The sequence below is a fragment of the Agrococcus jejuensis genome, assembly GCF_900099705.1.
In the GTDB taxonomy this organism is placed as follows: domain Bacteria; phylum Actinomycetota; class Actinomycetes; order Actinomycetales; family Microbacteriaceae; genus Agrococcus; species Agrococcus jejuensis.
This window is the reverse complement of the sequence record NZ_LT629695.1, coordinates 3,106,433-3,130,677: the sequence shown is the minus strand read 5'-3', so window position 1 is coordinate 3,130,677 and position 24,245 is coordinate 3,106,433. Positions and strand designations below refer to the sequence as shown.

At 73.3% G+C, this 24,245-nt stretch carries 27 protein-coding genes, 2 tRNA genes and 1 riboswitch; of the genes, 13 read left to right on the top strand and 16 right to left on the bottom strand.

From position 1 onward, the window contains the following. Positions 1–10: 10 nt before the first annotated feature. Positions 11–568, bottom strand: a complete 558-nt coding sequence (locus BLQ67_RS14825; RefSeq protein WP_092506331.1) for a YceI family protein — start codon at positions 566–568, stop codon at positions 11–13. 181 nt (positions 569–749) lie between these two features. Then, entirely contained in the window at positions 750–1,445 is a 696-nt protein-coding gene (locus BLQ67_RS14820) for a DedA family protein (protein ID WP_231945076.1), read from the bottom strand. A gap of 93 nt (positions 1,446–1,538) precedes the next feature. Between BLQ67_RS14820 and BLQ67_RS14815 the strand changes: the two genes are divergently transcribed. The 8 genes from BLQ67_RS14815 (at position 1,539) to BLQ67_RS14780 (ending at position 6,395) form a co-directional block, all read left to right on the top strand. Next, a tRNA-Arg gene (locus BLQ67_RS14815) sits at positions 1,539–1,611 on the top strand. Position 1,612: 1 nt separating this feature from the next. Continuing rightward, positions 1,613–2,266, top strand: a complete 654-nt coding sequence (locus BLQ67_RS14810) for an HAD family hydrolase (RefSeq protein ID WP_092506329.1) — start codon at positions 1,613–1,615, stop codon at positions 2,264–2,266. Positions 2,267–2,309: 43 nt separating this feature from the next. After that, positions 2,310–2,828, top strand: a complete 519-nt coding sequence (locus tag BLQ67_RS14805; RefSeq protein WP_092506327.1) for a pyridoxamine 5'-phosphate oxidase family protein — start codon at positions 2,310–2,312, stop codon at positions 2,826–2,828. A gap of 10 nt (positions 2,829–2,838) precedes the next feature. Then, positions 2,839–3,477 carry an oligoribonuclease gene (gene orn, locus BLQ67_RS14800; RefSeq protein WP_269457088.1) on the top strand — a complete coding sequence of 213 codons (639 nt, stop codon included), beginning with the start codon at positions 2,839–2,841 and terminating at the stop codon, positions 3,475–3,477. Positions 3,478–3,513: 36 nt separating this feature from the next. Then, a tRNA-His gene (locus tag BLQ67_RS14795) sits at positions 3,514–3,589 on the top strand. Positions 3,590–3,672: 83 nt separating this feature from the next. Then, the gene (locus BLQ67_RS14790) at positions 3,673–4,749 is read left to right on the top strand and encodes a cell wall-binding repeat-containing protein (RefSeq protein ID WP_092506325.1); all 1,077 of its coding nucleotides are present in this window, start codon (positions 3,673–3,675) and stop codon (positions 4,747–4,749) included. Between the two features lie 162 nt (positions 4,750–4,911). After that, positions 4,912–6,006 (top strand): fatty acid desaturase family protein, encoded by a 1,095-nt coding sequence (locus BLQ67_RS14785; protein WP_092506323.1) that lies wholly within the window; start codon positions 4,912–4,914, stop codon positions 6,004–6,006. Between the two features lie 41 nt (positions 6,007–6,047). Then, the gene (locus BLQ67_RS14780) at positions 6,048–6,395 is read left to right on the top strand and encodes a metallopeptidase family protein (RefSeq protein ID WP_092506976.1); all 348 of its coding nucleotides are present in this window, start codon (positions 6,048–6,050) and stop codon (positions 6,393–6,395) included. A gap of 12 nt (positions 6,396–6,407) precedes the next feature. Here the strand turns inward: BLQ67_RS14780 and BLQ67_RS14775 are convergent, their stop codons facing one another. The 5 genes from BLQ67_RS14775 to BLQ67_RS16925 are packed head-to-tail and all read right to left on the bottom strand — an operon-like array spanning position 6,408 to position 10,789. Continuing rightward, entirely contained in the window at positions 6,408–7,433 is a 1,026-nt protein-coding gene (locus tag BLQ67_RS14775) for a Gfo/Idh/MocA family protein (protein ID WP_092506321.1), read from the bottom strand. Between the two features lie 38 nt (positions 7,434–7,471). Beyond that, positions 7,472–7,948 carry a nucleoside/nucleotide kinase family protein gene (locus BLQ67_RS14770; RefSeq protein WP_092506320.1) on the bottom strand — a complete coding sequence of 159 codons (477 nt, stop codon included), beginning with the start codon at positions 7,946–7,948 and terminating at the stop codon, positions 7,472–7,474. After that, entirely contained in the window at positions 7,945–8,724 is a 780-nt protein-coding gene (locus BLQ67_RS14765) for an energy-coupling factor transporter transmembrane component T family protein (RefSeq protein ID WP_092506318.1), read from the bottom strand. Before BLQ67_RS14765 ends, BLQ67_RS14770 begins: the two co-directional genes overlap by 4 nt. Further along, positions 8,721–10,169, bottom strand: a complete 1,449-nt coding sequence (locus BLQ67_RS14760) for an ABC transporter ATP-binding protein (protein ID WP_231945075.1) — start codon at positions 10,167–10,169, stop codon at positions 8,721–8,723. Before BLQ67_RS14760 ends, BLQ67_RS14765 begins: the two co-directional genes overlap by 4 nt. Further along, positions 10,166–10,789, bottom strand: a complete 624-nt coding sequence (locus BLQ67_RS16925; RefSeq protein ID WP_092506316.1) for an ECF transporter S component — start codon at positions 10,787–10,789, stop codon at positions 10,166–10,168. The genes BLQ67_RS14760 and BLQ67_RS16925 overlap by 4 nt, the downstream gene beginning before the upstream one ends. 20 nt (positions 10,790–10,809) lie before the next feature. After that, a riboswitch (TPP riboswitch) is annotated at positions 10,810–10,918 on the bottom strand. Positions 10,919–10,947: 29 nt separating this feature from the next. On the opposite strand from BLQ67_RS16925, the gene BLQ67_RS14750 reads away from it, so the two are divergent. Genes BLQ67_RS14750 through BLQ67_RS14740 form a run of 3 tightly spaced genes read left to right on the top strand, consistent with a single transcriptional unit; the run spans position 10,948 to position 12,999 of the window. Further along, positions 10,948–11,709, top strand: a complete 762-nt coding sequence (locus tag BLQ67_RS14750; RefSeq protein ID WP_092506315.1) for an SGNH/GDSL hydrolase family protein — start codon at positions 10,948–10,950, stop codon at positions 11,707–11,709. Positions 11,710–11,749: 40 nt separating this feature from the next. Beyond that, on the top strand, positions 11,750–12,067 hold the full coding sequence (locus BLQ67_RS14745) for an ArsR/SmtB family transcription factor (protein ID WP_092506313.1): 318 nt from the start codon (positions 11,750–11,752) through the stop codon (positions 12,065–12,067). Further along, positions 12,067–12,999 carry a cation diffusion facilitator family transporter gene (locus BLQ67_RS14740; RefSeq protein ID WP_092506311.1) on the top strand — a complete coding sequence of 311 codons (933 nt, stop codon included), beginning with the start codon at positions 12,067–12,069 and terminating at the stop codon, positions 12,997–12,999. The genes BLQ67_RS14745 and BLQ67_RS14740 overlap by 1 nt, the downstream gene beginning before the upstream one ends. A 14-nt stretch (positions 13,000–13,013) precedes the next feature. On the opposite strand, the gene BLQ67_RS14735 is transcribed toward BLQ67_RS14740, so the two are convergent. Genes BLQ67_RS14735 through BLQ67_RS14725 form a run of 3 tightly spaced genes read right to left on the bottom strand, consistent with a single transcriptional unit; the run spans position 13,014 to position 16,195 of the window. Next, entirely contained in the window at positions 13,014–14,264 is a 1,251-nt protein-coding gene (locus BLQ67_RS14735) for an MFS transporter (protein ID WP_231945074.1), read from the bottom strand. A 54-nt stretch (positions 14,265–14,318) separates the two neighbouring features. After that, positions 14,319–15,158 carry a DUF3097 family protein gene (locus BLQ67_RS14730; RefSeq protein WP_092506309.1) on the bottom strand — a complete coding sequence of 280 codons (840 nt, stop codon included), beginning with the start codon at positions 15,156–15,158 and terminating at the stop codon, positions 14,319–14,321. A gap of 2 nt (positions 15,159–15,160) precedes the next feature. Further along, positions 15,161–16,195: an LLM class F420-dependent oxidoreductase gene (locus BLQ67_RS14725; protein ID WP_092506307.1), complete on the bottom strand. Its 1,035-nt coding sequence runs from the start codon at positions 16,193–16,195 to the stop codon at positions 15,161–15,163. Positions 16,196–16,252: 57 nt separating this feature from the next. Here BLQ67_RS14725 and BLQ67_RS14720 point away from each other — a divergent pair, with 57 nt between their 5' ends. Next, entirely contained in the window at positions 16,253–17,158 is a 906-nt protein-coding gene (locus tag BLQ67_RS14720) for an LLM class F420-dependent oxidoreductase (RefSeq protein ID WP_092506305.1), read from the top strand. Between the two features lie 66 nt (positions 17,159–17,224). On the opposite strand, the gene BLQ67_RS14715 is transcribed toward BLQ67_RS14720, so the two are convergent. The 6 genes from BLQ67_RS14715 to BLQ67_RS14690 all read right to left on the bottom strand — a co-directional run bounded on the left by BLQ67_RS14715 (position 17,225) and on the right by BLQ67_RS14690 (position 23,109). Further along, positions 17,225–17,500 (bottom strand): GlsB/YeaQ/YmgE family stress response membrane protein, encoded by a 276-nt coding sequence (locus tag BLQ67_RS14715; protein WP_092506303.1) that lies wholly within the window; start codon positions 17,498–17,500, stop codon positions 17,225–17,227. Positions 17,501–17,708: 208 nt separating this feature from the next. Further along, positions 17,709–19,223, bottom strand: a complete 1,515-nt coding sequence (gatB, locus tag BLQ67_RS14710) for an Asp-tRNA(Asn)/Glu-tRNA(Gln) amidotransferase subunit GatB (RefSeq protein WP_092506301.1) — start codon at positions 19,221–19,223, stop codon at positions 17,709–17,711. Then, positions 19,220–20,734, bottom strand: coding sequence for an Asp-tRNA(Asn)/Glu-tRNA(Gln) amidotransferase subunit GatA (gene gatA, locus BLQ67_RS14705; RefSeq protein ID WP_092506299.1), 1,515 nt, complete (start codon positions 20,732–20,734; stop codon positions 19,220–19,222). Before gatA ends, gatB begins: the two co-directional genes overlap by 4 nt. Next, entirely contained in the window at positions 20,731–21,030 is a 300-nt protein-coding gene (gene gatC / locus BLQ67_RS16755; RefSeq protein WP_092506297.1) for an Asp-tRNA(Asn)/Glu-tRNA(Gln) amidotransferase subunit GatC, read from the bottom strand. Before gatC ends, gatA begins: the two co-directional genes overlap by 4 nt. Before the next feature lie 77 nt (positions 21,031–21,107). Next, on the bottom strand, positions 21,108–22,151 hold the full coding sequence (locus BLQ67_RS14695) for a YdcF family protein (RefSeq protein WP_092506295.1): 1,044 nt from the start codon (positions 22,149–22,151) through the stop codon (positions 21,108–21,110). A gap of 31 nt (positions 22,152–22,182) precedes the next feature. Then, on the bottom strand, positions 22,183–23,109 hold the full coding sequence (locus tag BLQ67_RS14690) for a YdcF family protein (protein WP_092506293.1): 927 nt from the start codon (positions 23,107–23,109) through the stop codon (positions 22,183–22,185). A 60-nt stretch (positions 23,110–23,169) separates the two neighbouring features. Between BLQ67_RS14690 and BLQ67_RS14685 the strand changes: the two genes are divergently transcribed. Next, positions 23,170–24,234 carry an Rv2578c family radical SAM protein gene (locus BLQ67_RS14685; RefSeq protein WP_092506292.1) on the top strand — a complete coding sequence of 355 codons (1,065 nt, stop codon included), beginning with the start codon at positions 23,170–23,172 and terminating at the stop codon, positions 24,232–24,234. Positions 24,235–24,245: the final 11 nt, after the last annotated feature.

Here is a 24,245-nt window from a genome sequence, read left to right as displayed (position 1 = left end):
TCGCTGGTCGCTACTGCTTGACCGCGGAGATCTCGACCTCGACCTTGACGTCGTCGCCGAGCATGAGGCCACCGGTCTCGAGCGTCGTGTTGAACGAGATGCCGTACTCGTCGCGGCTGATCGTGAACGTGGCCGTGGCGCCCACGCGCGGGTTGCCGAAGCCGTCGATGCCGAAGCCGCCGAGCTCGAGGGCGAGGGTGATCTCGCGCTCGATGCCGCGCAGCTGGATGACGCCGTCGACGAGGTACTCGCCGTCGACGACGCGGGCGCCCGTCGAGCGGAAGGTCCACTGCGGGTGCTCGTCGGTGGCGAAGAAGTCGCCCGAGCGCAGGTGCGCGTCGCGGTCGGCGTTGCGCGTGTTGATCGTCGCGGGGTCGACGTTCGCGGTCACCGTCGAGGCGGCCGGGTCGTCGGCGAGCACGATGGTGCCGTCGATGTGCTCGATGACGCCGCGCACCTTGGCGACGACGTGGCGCACCGAGAAGCTCACGGTCGAGTGGCTGGCGTCGATCGCGTACGTGCCTGCGACGTAGCCGGGGATCTGCGCGACGGTGATGGTGTCGGTCATGGTGACTCCTCGAGGGGGTTCGTGGTGGGAGCGGCGGCGAACGCGGGGCGCGCCGCCATCTGCTTCGAATTCGAACAACTCAGGATGCGGCGCATCCATTCCCGATCCGCGCGAAGAACTTCCGAGCGCGTGGCCGGGCGTGTCCGAGCCCGGACTCAGACCGGTGCGCCGGCGGCGCCGATCAGACCGGCTCGCCGGTCTCCGGGTCGAGGCCGGCCGTGCGGCGCCTGCGGTCGTCGAGCACGCGGCGCAGCACCCACACGGCGAGCACGGCGACGACGGCGACGATGACGACCCACTGCAGCACGTCGGCGTACGGCTCGACCGCGTGCCAGTTGCGGCCGAGCGTGAAGCCCGCCATGACGAAGATCGTGTTCCACACGCCCGAGCCGATCGTCGTGAGTGCGAGGAACTTCCAGATCGGCATGCGCTCGATGCCCGCTGGGATCGAGATGAGGCTGCGGAAGATCGGCAGCACGCGCCCGAGGAGCACGGCCTTGCCGCCGTGCTTGCGGAACCACGCCGTGGTCTTGTGCACGTCGTCGGCGCGCACGAGCGGCATCTTCTCGGCGACCCACACGACGCGGTCGTGGCCGAGGATGCGACCGACGAGGTAGAGCGCGAGGGCGCCGACGACCGAGCCGACCGTGGTCCAGATGAGCGCCTCCGCGAGCGAGAACCCGCCCTGCGCGGCCGTGAAGCCCGCGAGCGGCAGGATGACCTCGCTGGGGATGGGCGGGAAGAGGTTCTCGGCGGCGATCGCGACCGCCGCGCCGGGCGCACCGATGGTCTCCATGAGACCCACCGCCCACGCGGCGACGCCCGTGAGCTCGTCGGATGCGGCGGTCGAGGCGGCGGCGAGCGTCGTGATCAGCACGCGGCAACCCTAGGCGAGCGCCCTATGCGCAGGCCGAAGGGCACGCGCGGCGCGCGGCCACCGTGCATCGGCGACTCGTAGGATCGAGGCACTGCCCCCGTAGCTCAATGGATAGAGCATCGGCCTTCTAATCCGACGGTTGCGCGTTCGAGTCGCGCCGGGGGCGCATGACACGCAGCGGCATCTGCTTCGACATGGACGGCACCCTCGTCGACACCGAGCCCGTGTGGCACGCATCGCTCATGGCGATGTGCGCCGCGGAGGGCGTGGAGTGGACGCAGGCCGACTGCGATCGCTACGTGGGCAAGCCCATGGAGTGGTGGACGGCCGACATGCGCTCGCGCGGCATGCCGGGCAGCGACGCGGACCTGCGGGCGCGCGCCGTGGGCATGGTGGCGGATGCGGTCGGCGACGACGTGCCGTGGCTGCCCGGCGCGCACGAGCTGCTCGTGGCGCTCGCCGACGCCGGCATCCCCACGGCCCTCGTGACGAACGCCGCGCGCGCGAACGCCGACGCGCTCGTGCGCGCAGCGCCTGCGGGTTCGCTCGAGGTGGTCGTGACGAGCGACGACGTGACCGATCCGAAGCCGCACCCCGAGGCATACCTCACGGCGGCGGCGCTGCTCGGCGTCGACCCCGAGCGCTCGATCGGCGTCGAGGACTCGGGGCCCGGCTCGGCGGCGGTGGTCGCAGCGGGCATGACGCTGTGGTTCGTGCGCAGCCACTCCCCCGATCCGGGGTTCGCGCCGACGCACTCGGTCGCATCGCTCGCCGAGGTCACGGTCGACGACGTGCTCGCGGCGTTCGCAGCGCGCGACTGAGCACAGCCCCGCCGCTGTCGGTGGTCGCTGCGACGATGCGCGCATGAGCGCAGCGAGCCCGACCGCCGATCGCCCGACGATGCCCGAGGGCTACGGGCTGCCCGAGACGACCGAGGGCGTGCTGCCGTGGTCGGCGGTCGAGCAGCGGCTCGTCGCGTCGAAGCACTACTGGCTCGCGACCGTGCGGCCCGACGCGACGCCGCACGTCGTGCCCCGCTGGGGCGTGTGGGTCGACGGCGCGTTCTGGTACGACGGAGCGCCGACGACGCGGCATGCGCGCAACGCCGAGGCGAACCCGGCGGTCACCCTCACGCTCGAGTCGGGCACCGAGGTCGTGATCGTCGAGGGTCGGTCGACGGCGACGCGCGCCGATGCCGACGGGGTCGGCGCCCGGCTCGCCGCCGCGTTCGCGAAGTACCACGACGACGGCTACGCGCCCGAGGCGGATGCGTGGTCGGGCGACGATGGCGGTGGCCTGCGCGTCGTGACGCCGCACCGGGCGCTCGCATGGTTCGACTTCCCCAGGGACTGCACGCGGTTCCGGCTCGCAGGCGGCGACTAGGCTCGTCGACGTGCCTGCCGCTGACCGCATCGTCTGGATCGACTGCGAGATGACGGGCCTCGACCCGTCGATCGACGAGCTCGTCGAGGTCGCCGTCCTCGTGACCGACTTCGAGCTCGAGGTCATCGACCCGGGCATCGAGCTCGTCATCAAGGCGTCGGACGCCGCGATGGCGAACATGGACGACTTCGTGCGGAACATGCACGCGACGAGCGGCCTCGACCAGCTCATCCCGCACGGCATGGCGCTCGAGGAGGCCGAGACGCAGGTGCTCGAGTACATCCAGCGGTTCGTGCCGCTCGAGCGCTCGGCCCCGCTCGGCGGCAACACCATCGGCACCGACCGCACGTTCCTCGCGCGCTACATGCCGCGCGTCGACAAGCACCTGCACTACCGCTCGATCGACGTGTCGAGCATCAAGGAGCTGTCGCGTCGCTGGTACCCGCGCGCCTACTTCCAGTCGCCCGAGAAGGCGGGTGGCCACCGCGCGCTCGCCGACATCCTCGAGTCGGTGCGCGAGCTGCAGTACTACCGCAAGGCCGTGTTCACGCAGGACGACGTGACGAGCGAGTCGGCTCGTCAGGCCTCCGAGGAGGTCGTCGCGTCGTTCGCGGAGGCACTGTCATCGAAGGGCTCGGATCTGTCGTAGACTGTCCTGGTTGTTCCCGCGAGGGAGCGGCGCATGGTGGGTATAGCTCAGCTGGTAGAGCGCCTGGTTGTGGTCTAGGAGGCCGCGGGTTCAAGCCCCGTTACTCACCCCATTGCATGACCCCGTCGGACCGGTCGTCGACGCCCCGCCCGCAGCCACTCGGCTGCGGGCGTCGTTCGATCGAGACGGATCCCCATGGCGCTGCGCGCTCACCTTCGCATCCTCGTCGTCGCGACCGTGGTCGCCATCGCCGCGAGCGTGCTCGCCCCGTTCGCGCCAGCGCAGCCTGCCGAGGCGCACGAGGTGCAGCGCATCGCCGGCTCCAATCGCTACGCGACGGCCGTGCAGGTCTCGCAGCGCACCCCGTACGAGTCGCGCACGGTCTTCCTCGCGTCGGGCGAGGGCTTCGCCGACGCGTTGGCCGCCGGCCCCGTGGCGGCTGCAGAGCAGGCTCGCCTCCTGCTCACGGCGCGCGGCCACGTGCCGCAGGTCGTGCTCGAGGAGCTCGCGCGCCTCTCGCCCGTCACGCCCATCCCGATCGTGCTCGTCGGCGGCGAGGCATCGATCTCGGATGCGGTGCGGCAGCAGCTCGCGGATGCCGGCCACCAGGTCGACCGGATCGCTGGCGTGGACCGCGTCGACACGTCGATGCGGCTGCTCGACCGCCTGCGCAGCAGCGGCCCCGTGAGCGAGATCTGGGTCGTCTCGGGCTGGTCGTTCGCCGACGCCCTCGTCGCAGGCTCCGTCGCCGGCCGCAACCGGGGCGCGATCGTGCTGAGCTATCACGGCTCGTCGGAGGCGGATCTGCTCCGATGGATCGATCGCGTGCGGCCCGCCTATCAGGGGATCGGCGTGAACATCGCCGGCGGTTGGCCGTCGGTGTCGCAGGCGGCGGCGGACTGGATCCGCGGCACGGGCGCCGCGGGCGTCTGGCGGTACGCGGGCGAGAACCGGTACGACACCGCGCGACGGATCCACGATCAGTTCTCCCAGCAGACGTGGAACGGCACGATGCTGCTCGCGACGGGCGAGTCCTTCCCCGACGCGATGGCCGCATCCGTGCTCGCCGCGTACGGCCACACGCCGCTCTACCTCGCCCCGCGTGCGTGCAACACCGAGGTCGCGGCGATGCTGCGCACCGAGCGCGACGAGCGAGCGATCCACACGGTCTTCGCCCTGGGCGACGACTCCGCGCTCGGGCTGCACGCCACGGCGATGCTCGACTGCCCGATCCTCGCGCCGGCGCCGAGCCCGATCCGCCCGCGTCCCTGACGCGACGGCGCCCGCAGGAGACCGACCGGCGTCGCGACGCGCACCCATGCATCCGCCATGCATCGGCGATGCAGTCTGCGTAGGGCATACGCAGTCGCGTACCGTGGAGCCATCGGCTCGGCGGGGATCGGATCGGTGCAACCGACCGGCGGGAGCCCACGGATGACGATCGCACTCGACGGCCTCGGGCCCGTCCGCACGACGAAGGCCAGCGGCGCTGCCCGCGGCCCGTCCACGTTCTCGTCGCTGCGCGCCAGCGTGCAGGATCGCGGCCTGCTGAACCGCACCCGAACGTTCTACGTGCTGCTGTGCGCCGGCCTCGGCCTCGCGCTCGTCGGCCTCGGCGTCGCGTTCGTGCTGCTGGGCGACTCCTGGTGGCAGCTCGCGGTCGCCGGCGCGCTCGGCATCCTGCTGACGCAGTTCGCGTTCCTCGGCCACGAGGCCTCGCACCGCCAGATCCTCGCGTCGGGTCCCGCGAACGACCGCCTCGGCCGCGTGCTCGCCGTCGGCATCGTCGGCATCAGCTACGCCTGGTGGATGACGAAGCACACGCGCCACCACGCGAACCCGAACCGACGCGGTCACGACCCCGACGTCGAGTGGGACACCGTCTCGTTCCTGCCCGAGGACGCCGCACGCCAGACCGGCTTCCTCGCAGCGCTCACGCGCAGGCAGGGTGCGCTGTTCTTCCCGCTGCTGACCCTCGAGGGCGCCAACCTGCACTTCCGCGGCCTGCAGCTGCTGGTGTCGCGCGAGCCCGTGACGGGCCGCTGGATCGAGCTCGGCATGATGGCGGCGCGCTGGGCGCTGTACCTCGGCGCCCTGTTCACGATGCTGCCGATCGGCATGGCGTTCGCGTTCCTCGGGGTGCAGCTGGCCGTGTTCGGCGTCTACATGGGCGCGTCGTTCGCGCCGAACCACAAGGGCATGCCGCTCGTGGGCGCCGACGAGCGTCTCGACTTCCTCACGAAGCAGGTGCGCACCTCGCGCGACATCCGCGGCGGCTGGTGGGCCACGGCCCTGTTCGGCGGCCTCAACCACCAGGTCGTGCACCACCTCTTCCCGAGCATGCCCCGCCCGCACCTGGCGAAGACGCGCGACCTCGTGCGCGCGCACTGCAAGACGCACGGCATCCCGTACACCGAGGCGAACCTCGTCGAGTCGTACGCCATCGTCATCCGCTACCTCAACGAGGTCGGCCTGCAGGCGCGCGACCCGTTCGACTGCCCGCTCGTGCAGCGGTTCCGTCGCCGCTGACGCGGCGCGCTGCGCAGCCGGGTAGCGTGACGGGGATGCCGATGCCCTACCCGATCAGCCCCGAGGAGTTCGAGGCGATCGTCACCGACGAGCTCGACGAGCTGCCCGACGACATGGTCGACGGGCTGGACAACGTCGTGTTCCTCGTCGAGGACCGCTACGAGACGGAGGACCTGCTCGGCATCTACGAGGGTGTCGCGATCACCGAGCGCGGCACCTACGGCTTCGGCGAGCTGCCCGACCGCATCGTCGTGTTCCGCGAGGCGCACCTCGAGCGGTGCTCGACGATGGACGAGCTGCGCGACGAGGTGCACACGACGCTCGTGCACGAGATCGCGCACTTCTACGGCATCGACGACGACGAGCTGCACCGGCTCGGCTGGGCCTGAGCGGCTCGGGCGCTACTCCCCCGGCAGCACGACCCCGAGCTGCGCGCGCACGTCGTCCATGATGCGCATGACGCGCAGGGTCTCGCTCCACGGCAGCTCGGGCGTCTCCTGCTCCCCCGCCGCGATCGCTCGGGCGAGGGCGACGGCCTCGTAGCGCAGGCCGTGCTCGCGCTCCTCGGGCTCGTACGTGTCGAGCACGTCGCCGTCGGGCGCGACGAGGCGGATGGTCGTGGGCCGGTAGAAGTCGCCCGCGAGCTCGAGCCGCGCCTGGGTGCCCGCGATCACGGCGGTCGTGGGGCTCTTCGCCGACATCGAGGCCTGACACGTCGCGAGCACGCCGCCGGCGCCCGCGAGGGTCACGACCTCCTGCTCGTCGACGCCGAGGTCGGTGCGCGCACCGACGGCGTGGATGGCCTCGACCTTCGGCAGCAGCATGGCCGCGAGGTGGATGGGGTAGACGCCGAGGTCGAGCAGCGCACCGCCCGCGAGCGACGGCTCGGCGAGGCGCGCGGGGCCGTTCGGCCAGAGCAGCTGCCCGTGGTCGGCGGTGACCGAGCGCAGCTCGCCGAGCACGCCCTGCTCGACGGCCTGGCGCACGACGTCGTAGCCGGGCAGGAACCGCGACCACATCGCCTCGGCCACCGAGACGCCCGCGTGCCGTGCGGCCTCGAGCACCTCGACGGCCTCGCCCGCGTTGCGCGTGAACGCCTTCTCGACGAGCACGCTGCGACCAGCGGCGATCGCGGCGAGCGCCTGCTCGTGGTGCGCCGAGTGCGGCGACGCGACGTAGATGGCGTCGACGTCCTGCGCGAGCAGCCAGTCCTGGTCGCCCGAGGCGGGGATGCCGTGCTGCGTCGCGAACGCCGCGGCGCGCTCGGCGGATCGGCCACCGACGGCGACGACCTGCTGGCCCGTGCCCTGCTGCAGGGCCGCGACCATCTCGGCGGCGATGTACCCGGGGCCGAGGATGCCCCAGCGCAACGAGGGCGCGTCGCGCGGGTCGATCGTGCGGGCGGTCGGCAGTCGTCGCTGAGCCATGTCGCCATCGTGGCACGGCTGCGCCCGCCGTGGCGGGCTCAGCGGCAGCCGCGCACCTCCGACGCGAGCGCCGCCGACGTCTCGCGGGCGTAGAACGCGTCCTCCTGGTCGCGCCACGCCTCCCACCAGTCGTCGGCGCCGTCGCGCGCGAGCGCCCGAGCGCGGCGGGTGCGCTCGTCGCACTCGAGCCAGATCGCGCGCTCCGCGACCGCGGCGGCAGCGCGCGACAGGGCACCGCATCCCTCGAGCACGAGCGCGGATCCCGCGGGCAACCGGTGCTGCTCGGCGCGCGCATCCGCGGCCCAGTCCCAGCGGCGCCACTCGGCGCCCTCGCCGCGCGACAGCGGCAGCACGATGCGCTCGAGCGCGTACGCCGAGCCCGCGTCGAGGCCGCCCCAGCCCGGGTAGAGGTCGTCCATGTGCACGACGGTGCCGCCGAGCTCGACCGCGAGGGCGTCGGCGAGCACGGTCTTGCCCGAGCCCGACCGGCCGTCGAGCAGCCAGATGCGGCTCATGTGCCCACCAGCCGGAACGATCCCGTCGCGATGGCGGCGCCGAGCGCCGCGACCACGATGAGCACGGCGGCGCCGAGCAGCACGGCGTCGGCGCGACCGAGCCGCGACTCGCGCGCCCACGTGCGCTCGCCGTGGCCGAAGCCGCGCGCCTCCATCGCGGTGGCGAGCCTGCCGCCGCGGCGCACGGCGATGACGAGCACCGTGAACGCCATGCCGAGCCAGCGGCGGATGCGGCCGCCGTCACCGAGCCCGCGCGCACGGCGGGCGGCGGCGAGCGCATCCCAGTCCTCGCGCAGCACGCCGAAGAGACGGATGCCCGCGAGCGCCGCGAGCACGAATCGGGCGGGCAGGCGCAGCACCTGCGCGAGCCCGTCGCCGAGCCGCGTCGCGTCGATGCCGGCGAGGATCGCGAGCGTCGGCACACCGATCGCGAGCACGCGCACGACGATCGCGACGGCGAGGGCGATGGAGTCGTCGCTGATCACGGCGAGCCACACGCGCAGGTGGATGCGGCCTGCGGGCTGCGCGTAGAGCAGCATGCTGATGCCCGACAGCGGCGCCGCGACGAGCACGGGCCACGTGCGGCGCACGATCGTGCCGGGTCGGAGCCCGGCGGCGAGCAGCCCGGCGATGCCGAGCACGAGCGCGACGGAGGCGCTGACGACGTCGATCGTGACGAGCAGCGGCAGCGACAGCACGATGGCGGCGAGGAACGGCGTGACGGGGTTCACGCGATCGAGGTGCGTCGGCGGCGCGACGCGACGGGTGCCGATCATGCGGCGTCCAGCCCGACGACGCGGTCGGTGGACGTCGACGTGCCGAGCACGCGCACGACGTCGGCGTCGTGCGTCACCGACAGCAGCGCGGCGCCGTCGGCCACGAGGTCGGCCATGAGCGTCACGAGCTCGCGCCACGTGCGGCGGTCCTGCCCGAACGTCGGCTCGTCGAGCACGACGACGCGCGGGCCCGTCGCGAGCACCGTCGCGACCGACAGGCGGCGCTGCTCGCCGCCCGAGAGCGTGAAGGGATGCGCGTCGGCGAGGTGGTCGAGGCGCAGGCGCTGCAGCAGCGCGTCGATGCGCGCGGCGTGGACGGCGCGCGGCACGCCGACGGCGCGCAGGCCGATGCCGAGCTCCTCGCGCACCGTGCGGCCCACGAGCTGGTGCTCGGGCTCCTGGAACACCGTGCCGATGCGCGTCGCGAGGGCGCTCGAGCGCCACCGCCCCGGGTCGGGCGACAGGCCGCCCGCGAGCGTCGGCGACGCGGCGAGCGTACCGCCGAGCCGCGGCAGCAGCGACGCCATCGTGAGGGCGAGCGTCGACTTGCCCGCGCCGTTCGGCCCCGTGACGACCGTCGACGTGCCCGCGGCGAGCGCGAGGTCGACGGGCGGGCGCACGGGCGCGTCGCGGCCGACGACGAGGCCCGACGCACGCAGCAGCTCGTCGCCCGCCGCGACCTCGCGGCGCTCGACCGAGACGGGGTGCCCAGGCACCCACACGCCGCACTCGGCGAGAGCGTCGCCGTGGCGCGCGAACACCGCATCCGCCGGCCCGTCGGCGAGCACGCCGCCGCCCGGGTCGAGCACGACGACGCGGTCGACGACCGGCAGCCACGTGTCGACGCGGTGCTCGACGACGACGAGCGTCGCCCCCGTGGCGTCGAGCATGCGCACGACGGCGTCGCGCACCTCGACGACGCCTTCGGGGTCGAGGTTCGCCGTCGGCTCGTCGAGCAGCACGAGCCCGGGGCGCATGGCGAGGATGCCCGCGAGGGCGAGCCGCTGCCGCTGGCCGCCCGACAGCGCCGCCGTCGAGCGCTCGAGGTCGACGGCGAGGCCCACGGCGTCGAGCGCCTCGCGCACGCGGGTCCAGATCTCGTCGCGCGGCACGCGCAGGTTCTCGGCCCCGAAGGCCACGTCGTCGCCGACGCGCGACAGGATCGTGTTCGCCTGCGGATCCTGCAGCACGAGCCCGGCCGTGCCGCGCGTCGTCGCGGGATGCGCGCCGTCGACCGCGAGCGATCCGCTCTCCTCGCCGTCCTCGGCGTCGCCGAGCACGCCCGCGAGCCCCGCGAGCAGCGTCGACTTGCCCGCGCCCGAGGGCCCGAGCAGCAGCACGCGCTCCCCCGGCTCGACGCTGAAGGAGAGGCCCGCGACCGCCGGACGGGTGCGGGCAGCGTGTCGCCAGCCCCATCCGTCGGCGCGGATCGAGGCGGCGGTCACGCGCGCCGCTGCGCCTCGCGCCCGGCCGCGAACCGCGAGAGCGCGCCGGTCGCGGCGAGGCCGCGCACGAGCAGCCAGCCGACGAGGCCGGCGAGCAGCGCGCCCGAGACGACGAGCGACCCGAGGTAGATGCCGAGGAACTCCGGACCCTTCGCGAGGTTGCCAGAGAGGAAGAGCTCGAGCGTCCATGCGCCGACGGCGGCGCCGATGCCCGTCGCCATCGCGGCGACGACGCCGAAGCGGCGATACAGCAGCACGGCGAGCACGAGCTCGGCGCCGATGCCCTGCGCGAGGCCCGAGTACACGGTCTCGATGCCCCACTGGCTGCCGAGCAGCGTCGACACGTTGGCGGCGACGACCTCGACGAAGATCGCAGCGCCGGGCTTGCGGATCACGAGGCCGCCGATGACGCCGCCCAGCAGCCACGGACCCACGGCGATGCCGCCGAAGCCGGGCGTGAACGCATCCGCGACCGCGAACCAGGCGCCGCCGACGCCGTTCCAGAGCACGAACAGCAGGCCGCACGCGACGGCGAGCACGGATGCGGTGACGATGTCGACGACGCGCCAGCGGAAGCGCGACACGGTGGGAGCGCCCGACGGCGCGGTGATGGTGGACATGGTGTGCCTCTCGAGGGAAGGGCACGGGTGAGATCGCTCCCTGCGCCGGCATGACCCGGATCAGGTTCGACGGTCGAAGGCTTCGGCCTTCCTCTCAGCCCGGCGCACCGGACTCCCGTGGTTTGAAGCCCATGCTACGCCCGGCCTAGCCTGGGGTCGTGCATGTCTCGAGGCTCGTGGCGATCGGCGACTCGTTCACGGAGGGCTACGGCGACGTGGTCGCCGGATCGGATGCCGTGCGCGGCTGGGCAGACCTCGCCGCCGTGGGGCTCGCGACGGCGCAGGGCGAGTCGATCGAGTACGCGAACCTCGCCGTGCGCGGCCGCAAGCTGGGGCCGATCCTCGACGAGCAGCTCGACGCCGCGATCGCGCTGCGCCCGAGCCACCTGTCGATCAACGGCGGCGGCAACGACATCCTGCGCCCGCGCGTCACGATCGACTGGGTGAGCGGCCAGCTCGAGACGGCCGTGCACCGCATCCTCGACGCCGGCATCGTGCCCGTGATGGTGTCGGGGGCGAACCCGTCGGCGGTCATGGCGGGCGGCGGCGTGATGCTGCGGCGCGGCGATGCGCTGCGCGACGCGGTGCGCTCGTGGGCGGATGCGCTCGACGTGCCGTTCGTCGACAACTGGACCGACGTCGAGCTGCAGCACGGGCGCTTCTGGACCGACGACCGGCTGCACCTCAACGCCGCGGGCCACGCGCGGGCAGCGACGACCTTCCTGCACGCGCTCGGCGTCGACGCGCCGGCGGCGTGGGAGGACCTCGTGCCCGTCACGACCGCCGAGGGGCGACGCGACGCCCTCTACTACCGCCGCCACGTGCTGCCGTGGATCGGTCGCCGGCTCACGGGACGCTCGTCGGGCGACGGCCGCACGGCGAAGATCGCGCTGCCCGTCGAGGTCGAGCCGCTCGCCTGACTCCTTCCGTCGAATCGTCCACTGGCGCTATCATCGCCACATGACGATGGATCGGATGCGCGTGGCCACGGTGCTGCACGCGCTCTCGGACCCCGGCCGCATCCGCCTGCTCACGCACCTCATGGAGGGCGAGCATCGCGTGCGCGACCTCACCGACCACCTGCACCTCGCGCAGTCGACCGTGAGCGCGCACCTCGCGTGCCTGCGCGACTGCGGGCTCGTGACGTCGAGGCCAGAGGGCCGCGCCTCGTGGCACTCGATCGTCGCTCCCGACGAGGTCACGGTGCTGCTCGACGCCGCCGCAGCGCTCGCCGCCCGCGTCGACGGCGACGCCGAGCACCACCACGGAGCCGCCTGATGGGCGCCGGGCACGGCCACGGCCACGGCGGCCACGATCACGGGCATGCGCACGGCGCCGTCGCCAACCGCCGCCGCCTCGCGATCGCCTTCGGCATCACGGCGGCGGTGCTCGTCATCCAAGCCGTCGGCGCCGTCGTCACCGGCTCGCTCTCGCTGCTCGTCGACACGGGCCACATGCTCACCGACGTCGGCGGGCTCGCGCTCTCGCTCGTCGCCGCGACCCTCGCGATGCGCCCGCCGACGTCGCGCCGCACGTGGGGCTTCGCCCGCGCCGAGGTGCTGAGCGCCGCCGCGCAGGCCGGCATCCTGCTGGCGATCGGCGTCTTCGCCCTCATCGAGGGCGTGCGCCGCCTGCTCGACCCGCCCGAGGTCGAGGGCGGCCCGCTGCTCGTCTTCGGCATCCTCGGCCTCGTCGCCAACGTCATCGCGATCCTCGTGCTCGTGTCGGCGCGCGACGCGAACCTCAACCTGCGTGCCGCGTTCCTCGAGGTCGTGAACGACGCGCTCGGCTCGGTCGCCGTCATCGTCTCGGCCATCGTCATCGCGCTCACGGGCTTCCTGCAGGCGGATGCGCTCGCCGCGATGGTCGTCGCGTGCCTCATCATCCCGAGGGCGGCGATGCTGCTGCGGGCGTCGGGTCGCATCCTGCTCGAGGAGACGCCCGACGCGATCGACCTCGACGCCGTGCGGAGCCACATCCTCGAGCTCGACCACGTCACGGCCGTGCACGACCTGCACGCGTCGCAGATCGCCACGGGGCTGCCGGTGCTCACGGCGCACGTCGTCGTGGCCGACGGCTGCTTCCGAGACGGGCACGGCGCCGCGATCCTCGCGCAGGTGCAGACGTGCATCGCCGAGCACTTCGACGTCGAGCACTCGACGATCCAGGTCGAGCCCGTGAGCCACCGGGAGCCCGAGGCGCACGCGTAGCGGTGCCGGCCTGGCTAGACCTCGCCCGCATCCACGGGATCGCGCCGGCGCCTCGTGGCGACGACGAACGGCAGCGCCATCGCCTGCAGCACCGACGACGCGACGATCGTCACGCCGTAGCCCTGCAGATCGGCCGCGCGCCCGAACGCAGGCTGCACGAAGCCGCCGACGCTGCCCAGCAGCGAGTCGAACGACAGCACCGTCGCGCGTTGCTGCGACGGGATGCACGCGTTGAGGTACGCGCGCCGCACCGGCATGAGCGTGGAGAGCGCGAGGCCCCACACCGCGAGGGCGGCGACGGCGACCCAGAACGACGACGTGAGTCCCGCGACGACGAGCGCAGCCGTCGACACGACGAGCGATGCGAGCATGAGCGTCGTGCGCAGGTGCACGACGCGACGCAGCGGCGCCGCGAGCATGCCGCCGACGATCTGCGCGGCCGCGACGAGCGCCGCGACGATGCCCGCGAGCGCGAAGGCGCGGTCGTCGCCGTACAGCTCGAGCAGGTACGGCTGCGCCGCGTAGAACACGTAGCCCATCGATCCGCCGATGAACGGGCCCGCCAGCATGAGCCACCGCAGCCTGCCGTCGCGCAGGCCGACGTCGACCGAGACGCGCAGCAGGTCGCGCATCGCGGCGCCCGCGCGCTCGCGCATGGGCGAGAAGCCGAGGTCGTGCATCCAGATCGCCGCGGCGACGAGGCTCACGACGAGCAGCGCCGACCGCAGCACGAACGGCAGCCAGAGCCCCGCGACCTGCGCGAGCACGCCGCCGAGCACCGAGCCGACGAGCATCGCGGCGCCCGACGCCGCCTGCGCCCGCCCGAACACCCCGTCGAGCGAGCCCTCGTAGCCGGCCGAGCGCAGCGCATCCACGACCCACGCCTCGATGGCGCCCGAGAAGAACGTGTAGCCGAAGCCGAGCAGCACCGACGCCGCCGCCCAGCCCCAGAACGGCGACTCCCACACCCACAGCAGCACGTAGAGGGCCGTGGATGCGGCGAGCACCGCCGAGCCGAGCAGGAACGACAGGCGCCGGCCGCGCAGGTCGGCGACGACGCCCGTGGGGATCTCGAACAGCAGCAGGCCGACGGTGTAGAACGCGTTCGCGGCGAACGCCTCGAGGTTCGTGAGCCCGGCGTCGAGCAGGAAGATCGTGTTGATGCCCCAGATCATGCTGGTGGCGAGCGTCGTCGACGCCGTGAGGCCCAGGTAGGTCGCCTGGATCGCGCGAGGCGACGTCGCTGCGGCTGCGGGCACGGTCACGTGCTCAGCATGCACCCGATCCGCCGCTCGCGATGCATGCGAGCGGCGGCGGCGTCAGGGCGCGGTGACGAAGTCGATGAGCTCCTCGACGCGCGCGAGCATCACGGGCTCGAGGTCGTTCCAGTCGCGCACGCGCGCGAGGATGCGCTGCCAGCCGCGCGCGACGTCCTCCTGGTCGTCGTGCGGCAGGCCGAGGCGGCGCAGCGTGCCGCGCTTCCAGTCCTCGCTGCGCGGCACGTCGGGCCACCGCTCGAGGCCGACGCGGGCGGGCTTCACGGCCTGCCACACGTCGATGAACGGGTGGCCGACGATGCGCACGTGTCGGGCGTGCGGGCCGCGCTCGACCTCGGCGGCGATGCGCGACTCCCTCGAGCCGGGCACGAGGTGGTCGACGAGGATGCCGAGGCGACGCTCGGCGCTCGGACGGTGCTCGGCGACGAGGGCCGCGAGGTCGTCGATGCCGCCGAGCGGCTCGACCGCGACGCCCTCGACGCGCAGGTCGTGGCCCCACACCTTCTCGACGAGCTCGGCGTCGTGCGTGCCCTCGACGAGGATGCGGCTCGGCAGCGCCACGCGTGCGCGATGGTCGACGACGGCGCGCGAGCCGGATGCCGTGCGCGTCGGCGCCTGCGTCGCGGCGGCGCGGGGCTTCACGAGCTCGATCGCCTCGCCGTCGACGAGGAAGCCGAGGCCGAGCGGGAAGAGCCGCACCTTGCCGCGGCGATCCTCGAGCTGCACGTGGCCGGTCTCGATGCCCACGACGGCGCCGACGAATCCCTCCCCCGTCTCGACGACGAGGTCGCGGTCGGCGGGCACCTGCCTCGGCGCCTTGGGCGCGCGGGCGGCCTTCGCCTCGGGCGAGAGCACGTCGCCGCCCCACGCGCCCCAGTCCATCGTCACGAGCGCAGCTCGGCGACGGCCTCGAGCGCGGCGACGTCGCCCTGCACGAGCATGCGGGTGACGACGGTCGACTCCCAGCGCTGCAGGTCGTCGCGCAGCTTCGCCAGCGGACCGACGAGCCCGATCTCCTCGACGAGCCGCGTGGGCACGGCCGCGATCGCGCCGGCCTTGTCGCCTGCGAGGTAGCGCTCCTGGATGACCTCGCACTCGGCCTCGTAGCCGAGGCGCGCGACGGCGTCGAGGTGGAAGTTCTGCCCCTTCGCGCCCATGCCGCCGACGTAGAGCGCGATCATCGGCCGCACCTGATCGGCGGCGCGCTCGACGTCGTCGTCGACGACGACGGGCACGGGCAGCGAGACCTCGAACGCCTCGGGGCCGGGCAGCGCGGCGTCGCGCTGCGCGAACCCCTCAGCCAGGTTGCTCCGCGCCTCGCCGTCGAGCGCCGGCGACAGCAGGAACGGCAGCCAGCCGTCGGCGATCTCGGCCGCGAGGGCCGTGTTCTTGGGTCCCTCGGCAGCGAGGTGGATGGGGATGTGCTCGCGCGACGGATGCAGCGTCGACAGCAGCGGCTTGCCGAGCCCCGTCGTGCCCTCGCCCGCGAGCGGCAGCGGCAGCTGCGGACCGGGCGCGGTCACGGGCGCCTGGCGAGCCATGACGGCGCGCAGGATCGCGACGTACTCGCGCGTGCGGGCCAGCGGGCGCGGATACGGCTGGCCGTACCAGCCCTCGACGACCTGCGGCCCCGAGGCGCCGACGCCCAGGATCACGCGGCCGCCCGACAGATGGTCGAGCGTCATCGCCTGCATCGCCGTCGCGGCGGGCGTGCGCGCCGACAGCTGCGCGATGCCCGTCGCGAGCCTGATGCTCGACGTGCCCGCACCCCACCACGCGAGCGGGGTGAACGCATCCGAGCCGTACGCCTCCGCCGTCCACACCGAGTCGAACCCGAGCCGCTCCGCAGCCTGGATCGTCTCGAGAGCCTTGGGCGGCGGTCCTTGGCGCCAGTAGCCGATCGAGTAGCCGAACTCCATCCGACCAGCGTATGGCCGCCGGCTCGGCGCGCGACGGGGCGCGCCTAGGCTCGAAGCATGACCCTCCGCATCTTCACCGAACCCCAGCAGGGCGCCTCGTACGACGAGCTGCTCGCCATCGCGCTGCGCGCCGAGGCAGCCGGGTTCGACGCCTTCTTCCGCTCCGACCACTACCTGCGGATGGGCGACGGCGACCCCGGCTACGGGCCGACGGATGCGTGGACGAGCCTCGCGGGCCTCGCGCGCGACACCTCCACGATCCGCCTCGGCACGCTCGTGTCGTCGGTGACGTACCGCCTGCCGGGCGTGCTCGCGATCCAGGTGGCCAACGTCGATGCGATGTCGGGCGGCCGGGTCGAGCTGGGCCTCGGCACCGGATGGTTCGAGCAGGAGCACGCGGCGTACGGCATCCCCTTCCCGAAGAAGCGGTTCGACCTGCTCGAGGAGCAGCTCGCCGTCGTCACGGGCCTGTGGGAGACGCCGAAGGGCGAGACGTTCTCGTTCGCGGGCGAGCACTACTCGCTCACCGACTCCCCCGCTTTGCCGAAGCCGGTGCAGTCGCCCGTGCCCGTGCTCGTCGGCGGCCAGGGCCCCACGCGCACCCCCGCGATCGCGGCGCGGTACGCGACGGAGTTCAACATCCCGTTCCCCGAGCTCGACGCGATCGAGGGCACGTTCGCGCGCGTGCGGGATGCGGTCGAGGCCGCCGAGCGCACGGCGCCCATGACGTACTCGGTCGCGCTCGTGGCGTGCATCGGCCAGACCGAGGAGCAGTTCGTGCGCCGCGCCGCCGCCATCGGCCGCGAGCCCGCCGAGCTGCGCGAGCACGGCATCGCCGGCACGCCCGCCGAGGCCGCCGACCGTCTCGCCGAGGTGCGCGCGATGGGGGCCGAGCGCGTCTACCTGCAGTGCCTCGACATGACCGACCTCGACATGGTCGACGAGCTGGCGGCGCTCGCCTGAGCAGACGCGCTCCAGACACGACGAAGGGGGTCGACCATCCGGTCGACCCCCTTCGTGCTCTGCAGGCTACGCGCGCGTCTTGCCGCGGCTGCCTCGCGTGAGGAGGCCGTAGATCAGCAGCACGATGATCGAGCCGCCGATGGCCAGCAGCCACGTCTGGATCGAGAAGAAGTCCTCGAGCGGTGCGTTGAAGAGCACGGAGCCGAGGAAGCCTCCGAGGAGCGCTCCGACGATGCCCAGGATGAGGGTGACGATCCAGCCGCCACCCTGCTTGCCGGGGAGGATCAGCTTCGCGATGGCGCCGGCCACGAGGCCGAGGACGATCCAACCGATGATTCCCATGGTGCGTTCCTTCCGTTGGGGGCCGCGGCCTCATGAGCCGCTCGGGGGTGCCCCGTCACAGACGACCCTCGCACCTTGGCGCCGCCTATGACGAAGCGGGCGGAGGCCCTTGACGAACACGCAAGAAGGTGGTTCGGAACCCGTACGAGACGCGGATGGGGCCTCGGCGTGTCGCCGAGGCCCCATCGGTGCGCGGATGCGCTGCGCGCTACGACTGCGCGGCGCGCTCCAGCACGATCTCGCGCACGCGGGCGGCGTCGGCCTGCCCGCGCATCGCCTTCATGACGGCGCCGATGACGGCGCCGGCGGCCTGCACCTTGCCGTCCTGGATCTTCGCGAGCACGTCGGGCTGGGCCGCGAGGGCCTCGTCGACGGCGGCGACGAGCGCGCCCTCGTCGGAGACGACCTGCAGCCCACGGGCGGCGGCGACCTCCGTCGGCGAGCCCTCGCCCGCGACGACGCCCTCGAGCGCCTGGCGCGCGAGTCGGTCGGTGAGCGTGCCCTCGTCGACGAGCCGCTGCAGCTCGGCCACGTGCTCGGGCGTCACGAGGCTCGACGCATCCACGCCGCGCTCGTTGGCGACGCGAGCGAGCTCGCCCGTCCACCACTTGCGCGCCGCAGCGGGCGTCGCGCCCGCGGCGACCGTCGCCTCGATCGTGTCGAGCAGGCCGGCGTTGACGACGTCCTGCAGCTCGAGGTCGGTGAAGCCCCAGTCGGCCTGCAGACGGCGACGACGCACGGCGGGCTGCTCGGGCAGCGCGGCGCGCAGCTGCTCGACGAGCTCGCGGCTCGGCTGCACGGGCAGCAGGTCGGGCTCGGGGAAGTACCGGTAGTCGTCGGCGTCGGACTTCGGGCGACCGGGGCTGGTCGTGCCGGTGTCCTCGTGCCAGTGGCGCGTCTCTTGGCGGATCGAGCCGCCGGCGGCGAGGATCGCGGCCTGCCGCTGGATCTCGTAGCGCACGGCGCGCTCGACGGAGCGCATCGAGTTCACGTTCTTCGTCTCGGTGCGCGTGCCGAGCTTCTCTTGACCGCGCGGGCGCAGCGACACGTTGGCGTCGCAGCGCAGGTTGCCGCGCTCCATGCGTGCCTCGGAGATGCCGAGCGACAGCACGATGTCGCGCACCGCCGCCACGTAGGCCTTCGCGATCTCGGGTGCCGAGTGCTCGGCGCCCATGATCGGCTTCGTGACGATCTCGACGAGCGGCACGCCTGCGCGGTTGTAGTCGACGAGCGAGTACTCGGCGCCCTGGATGCGGCCGGTGGCGCCGCCGACGTGCGTGAGCTTGCCGGCGTCCTCCTCCATGTGCGCGCGCTCGATCGGGATGTCGATGAGGCGACCGTCGGCCAGCTGCACCTCGACGGAGCCCTCGAACGCGATGGGCTCGTCGTACTGCGAGATCTGGTAGTTCTTCGGCGTGTCCGGGTAGTAGTAGTTCTTGCGCGCGAAGCGGCTCGACTCGGCGATCTCGCAGCCGAGCGCGAGCCCCAGCGAGATCGAGTACCGGATGGCCTCGTCGTTCACGACGGGCAGGCTGCCGGGCAGGCCGAGGCTCAGCGGGTCGATGAGCGTGTTCGGCGCCGCGTCGTGGTGGTCGGGATGCGCGGGGTTCGGCGCGGCCGAGAACATCTTCGTGCGCGTGCCGAGCTCGACGTGCACCTCGAAGCCGAGCACGGGCTCGTAGCGCTCGAGGGCCTCGTCGAAGTCCATCAGGCGGTCCTTCATCGTGCGACCTCCGTCAGCTCCGGTGCCTTCGCGGCGAGGATGCCGCCCCACTGCTCGGCGAGCAGCGCCTCGATCGTCGCGCCCGTGCGGTACAGCCGCACGTCCTCGAAGTGCGGTGCCAGCAGCTGCAGGCCGACCGGCATGCCGTCGTCGCCGAGGCCCATGGGGATCGACATGCCGGGGATGCCCGCGAGGTTCGCGGGGATCGTCGTGATGTCGTTGGCGTACATCGCGAGCGGGTCGTCGATCTTCTCGCCGAGCTTGAACGCCGTCGTCGGCGCGGACGGCGAGATGAGCACGTCGGCGGCGGCGAACGCCGCGTCGAAGTCGCGCTGGATGAGCGTGCGCACCTTCTGGGCCGAGCCGTAGTAGGCGTCGTAGTAGCCGGCGCTCAGCGCGTACGTGCCGAGGATGATGCGGCGCTTCACCTCGGGGCCGAAGCCGGCCTCGCGCGACGCGGCCATGACGTCCTCGACCGTGCCGCCCTGCTCGACGCGCAGGCCGAAGCGCACGGAGTCGAAGCGGGCGAGGTTCGAGGAGGCCTCGGCGGGGAGGATGAGGTAGTACGCGGCGACGGCGTGCTCGACGCTCGGCATCGACACCTCGACGACCTCGCCGCCCGCGCGCTCGATGAGCGCGACGGTCTCGTGGAAGCGCTGTGCGACGTCGGAGGCGATGCCGTCGGTGTCGAGCTCGCGGATGACGCCGACCTTGAGGCCCGCGAGCGACCCGGATGCGGCGCCCTCGCGTGCGGCGGCGGCGAACGACGGCCACTCGCGCTGCAGCGACGTGGAGTCGTGCGGGTCGTGACCGCCGATGACGTCGTGGATGAGCGCCGAGTCGAGCACGGTGCGCGACACGGGGCCGACCTGGTCGAGGCTCGACGCGAGCGCGATGGCGCCGTAGCGGCTCACGCCGCCGTACGTGGGCTTCACGCCGACCGAGCCGGTGACTGCAGCGGGCTGGCGGATCGAGCCTCCGGTGTCGGAGCCGAGCGCGAAGGGCGCCTCGAAGGCGGCGACGGCTGCGGCCGAGCCGCCGCCCGAGCCGCCGGGGATGCGCTCGAGGTCCCACGGGTTGCGCGTGGGGCCGTACGCCGAGTGCTCGGTCGACGAGCCCATGGCGAACTCGTCCATGTTCGTCTTGCCGAGCGCGACGAGGCCCGCGGCCTTCAGGCGCGCGACGGGCGTCGCGTCGTACGGCGGCACCCAGCCCTCGAGGATGCGCGAGCCCGACGTCGACGGCATGCCGATCGTGCAGAGCACGTCCTTGATGGCGACGGGCGCGCCCGCGAGCTCGTGCAGCTGCTCGCCGGCCGCGCGGCGCTCGTCGATCGCGCGCGCCTCGTCGAGGGCGCCGGCGTTGACGTGCAGGAAGGCGTGCAGCTCGCCGTCGACGGCGGCGATGCGGTCGAGGTGCGCCTGCGTCGCCTCGACGCTCGACACCTCGCCCGCGGCGAGGAGGCCGGCGAGGTCGGCGCCGGAGATGCGCGTGAGGTCCTGCGAGGTCACTGCTCCTCCCCCAGGATCGCGGAGACGCGGAAGCGCTCGCCGTCGTGGCTCGGCGCCCCGGCGAACGCCTCGGCGTGGCTGAGGGTCGCGCCCTCGACGTCGGCGCGCGTCACGTTCGCGAGCGGCACGGGGTGGCTCGTCGCGGGCACGTCGTCGCCGACGGCCTCCGAGACGGTCGCGATGGCGTCGACGATGGCCGAGAGCTCGGTCGTGAGGCTCTCGATCTCCTCGTCGGTGAGGGCGATGCGCGAGAGGCCGGCGAGGTGCTCGACCTGCTCGCGGGTGATGTCGGACATGCGTCTCCAGCTCGGAGGAAGGGGATGCGTCCATCCTACGAGCGGATCGCGTCGACGGTCGCGGCGTCGTGCCGGCGTCAGCCGCCGACGAGGCGCACGAGCGTCAGCACGAGCAGCGCCGCGAACGGCACGAGCAGCACGCCGACGATCGCGGCGTGCACGCGCAGGTGGTCGCGCAGCAGCGCGACGTACTCGCGCAGCAGCGCGCTCGGCAGGTAGTAGCGCGCCGTGCGGGCACCGCGCGCGTGGCCCCGGATGCCGAGCGTGCGCAGCAGCGTCGCGGCGCGGAACGCGTGGTAGTCGCTCGTCACGACCGTCATCGGCCCGAGCACGCCGCGCTGCTCGAGCAGCGCCTTCGTGAGGCGCAGGTTCTCCTCGGTCGTGGTCGACGCATCCTCGAGCAGGATGCGCTCGCGGGCGACGCCGAGCGACTCGGCGTGCTCGGTCATCGCCGACGCCTCGCTGCGCGGCTCGTCGGGCCCCTGTCCGCCCGACAGCACGAGCAGCGTGCGCGGGTCCTCGTCGGCGAGCGCGACGCCGCGCGCGACGCGGGCGGCGAGCAGCGGCGAGACGCGACCGTCGACGAGGCCCGCGCCCAGCACGACGACCGCCGCGGCGACGGGCGCGCGGGAGGCGATGCGTGCGTAGACGAGCGACCAGAGGAGGTAGGCGAGCAGCACGAGGCCGAGGTACCCGATCGGCGCGGCGAGCACGACCACGAGCACGACGACGCCGCCGAGCTCGCCGGCGATCGTGACCCAGCCGAGCGCGTAGAGGGCGAGGATCGCGACGCCGCCCGCGAGCGAGAGCAGGTGCGCGGGCGAGCGACGCTCGCGCAGCAGCATGAGCACGCCGTTCACGACGAGCGCCGCGCCGAGCACGAGCCCTGCGAGCGCGGGCACGCCCACGACGAGCGCCGCCTGCACGAGCAGGTTCGTGCCGTCGTCGACCCCCAGCACGTCGCCGACGTCGCCGAGGGCCGTGACGAACGTCGAGGCCAGCGTCGTGACGAGCGACGTCGCCGCGAGGGTCAGCAGGATGCCGGGCGCGAGCCGGCGAGCGTCGCGTGCGGCGAGCACGACGCCGACGATCGCGAGCGCCAGCGTGAGAGGCCCGGGCATCCGTCCAGCCTACGGTCGCCGTGCCAGCCGGTCAGCCGACGAGCCCGGCCGTGCGGGCCACGCCGACGATCGTCGTCGCGACCGCGAGGCCGCCGAGCACGAGCAGCGTGCCGCGCGCGGGCCGCACGGTCGCGGCGAGCTCCCGCACGAGCGCGCCGGGTCGGTAGACGGGGCTCGACCACGAGTCGATCGCGTCGCCCGCGATGCCGAGACGCTGCAGCAGCACGCGCGTGCGGGGCACGTGGTACTCGCTCGTCACGACGAGCCACGGCTCTGGGGCGCCGAGCGCACGCGTGAGCGCGAGGTTCTCCTCGGTCGACGTCGACCGGTCTTCGAGGTCGATCGCATCCTCGGGCACGCCGCACGCCTCCACGAGGTGCTCGGCCATCGCCTCGGCCTCGCTGCGCGGCTCGTCGCGGCCCTGCCCGCCCGACACGACCATCCGCACGTTCGCGTCTCCTGCGTGCCAGAGGGTCGCGGCGCGCTCGACGCGCCGGCGCAGCAGCGGGCCGACGTGCCTGCCCTTGAGGGCGCCACCCAGCACCACGATCGTGCGCGGCGTCATGCCGGGTGCGAGCGGCCGGGAGGTCGCGGCGTGCAGCAGGTACGCCGCGAACGCGAGGCCCAGGATCCACGCGGGCCAGCAGCAGTGCAGCAGCCCCGTCGCGAGATCGGGGCGCGTCGGCGCGAGCACGATGGCCACGACGACGATCGCGGTGGCGAGGATGCCGACGCCCGCGATCGCGAGGTCGTGCACCTTGACGCGCTGCATGCGCCGCATCGCGATCGCGTGCGCGAAGCCTGCGACGCCGAGCGTCGGCACGGTCGCGACCGCCGAGATCCACGCCGCCGCATCGACGACGCCGGTCCAGCCGTCGCGCACGCCGATCGCGGTGGCGAGCGCAGCGACGGCGAATGCGACGGCGACGCCCCACACCTCGAAGCGTCGCCCCAGCACCCGTCGAGCCTACGGCGCGCCGCCTTGCGCATCGTTCGAACGTATGTTCGAATCGCTGCCATGCGGTGGGAGGCTCAGCAGGCGACGCACGTCGACGCCGACGCGCTGCCCGGATTCGAGGAGCGCAGCGCGACGCTCGAGTCGTGGCCGACGCCCGGGTTCGACGGCATGGCGTTCATGGAGGTCACGGCGCGCAGCGCGCTCAACCACGTCGCGGGCGGCGGGTTCATGGGCGGCGCGTGGACCATCAACCCGTACCGCGGCTGCCAGCACGCGTGCGTCTACTGCTTCGCCCGCGACACGCATCGGTACCTCGACCTCGACTCGGGCCGCGACTTCGACTCGCGCATCGTCGTGAAGGCCAACGTCGTCGAGGTGCTCGAGCGCGAGCTGCGCACCACGAGGCGCGACGTCGACCGCGTGCACCTCGGCACGAACACCGACCCGTACCAGCGGGCGGAGGGCCGCTACCGGCTCATGCCGGGCATCCTGCGCGCGCTCGCCGAGCACGGCGCATCCATCGCCATCCTCACGAAGGGCACGCTGCTGCGACGCGACGTGCCGCTGCTCGCCGAGCTCGCGAAGGAGGTGCCCGTGTCGATCGCCATGTCGATCGCGGTGTTCGACGACGCGCTGCAGCAGTCGGTCGAGCCCGGCACGCCCTCGACGTCGGCGCGGCTCGCGACCGTGCGCGCCGTGCGCGAGGCGGGGCTCGACTGCGAGGTCTTCCTCATGCCCGTGCTGCCCGGGCTCACCGACACGCGCGCGCACCTCGAGCGCGCGTACGCGGCGATCGCGGATGCGGGTGCCACGGGCGTCGCCACCACGTCGCTGCACCTGCGTCCCGGCGCGCGCGAGTGGTACCTGCAGTGGCTCGAGGCCGAGCACCCGCACCTCGTCGACCAGTACCGCCGCATCTACGGCGGCGGCGCGTACGCGTGCCGTGAGTATCGCGACTGGCTGCGCGAGCGCACGGTGCCGCTCGCGCGGCGCCACGGCCTGCTGCGCACGCGCATGTCCGAGGGCTTGGGCACGAACTTCGTGCGCAACGCGCCCCGACGCGGCGCGCAGCAGCTGCCGTCACGGCCCGTCGAGCCCGTCGACGCACCCGCTCCCCTGTTCTGAGGCTCGCAGGC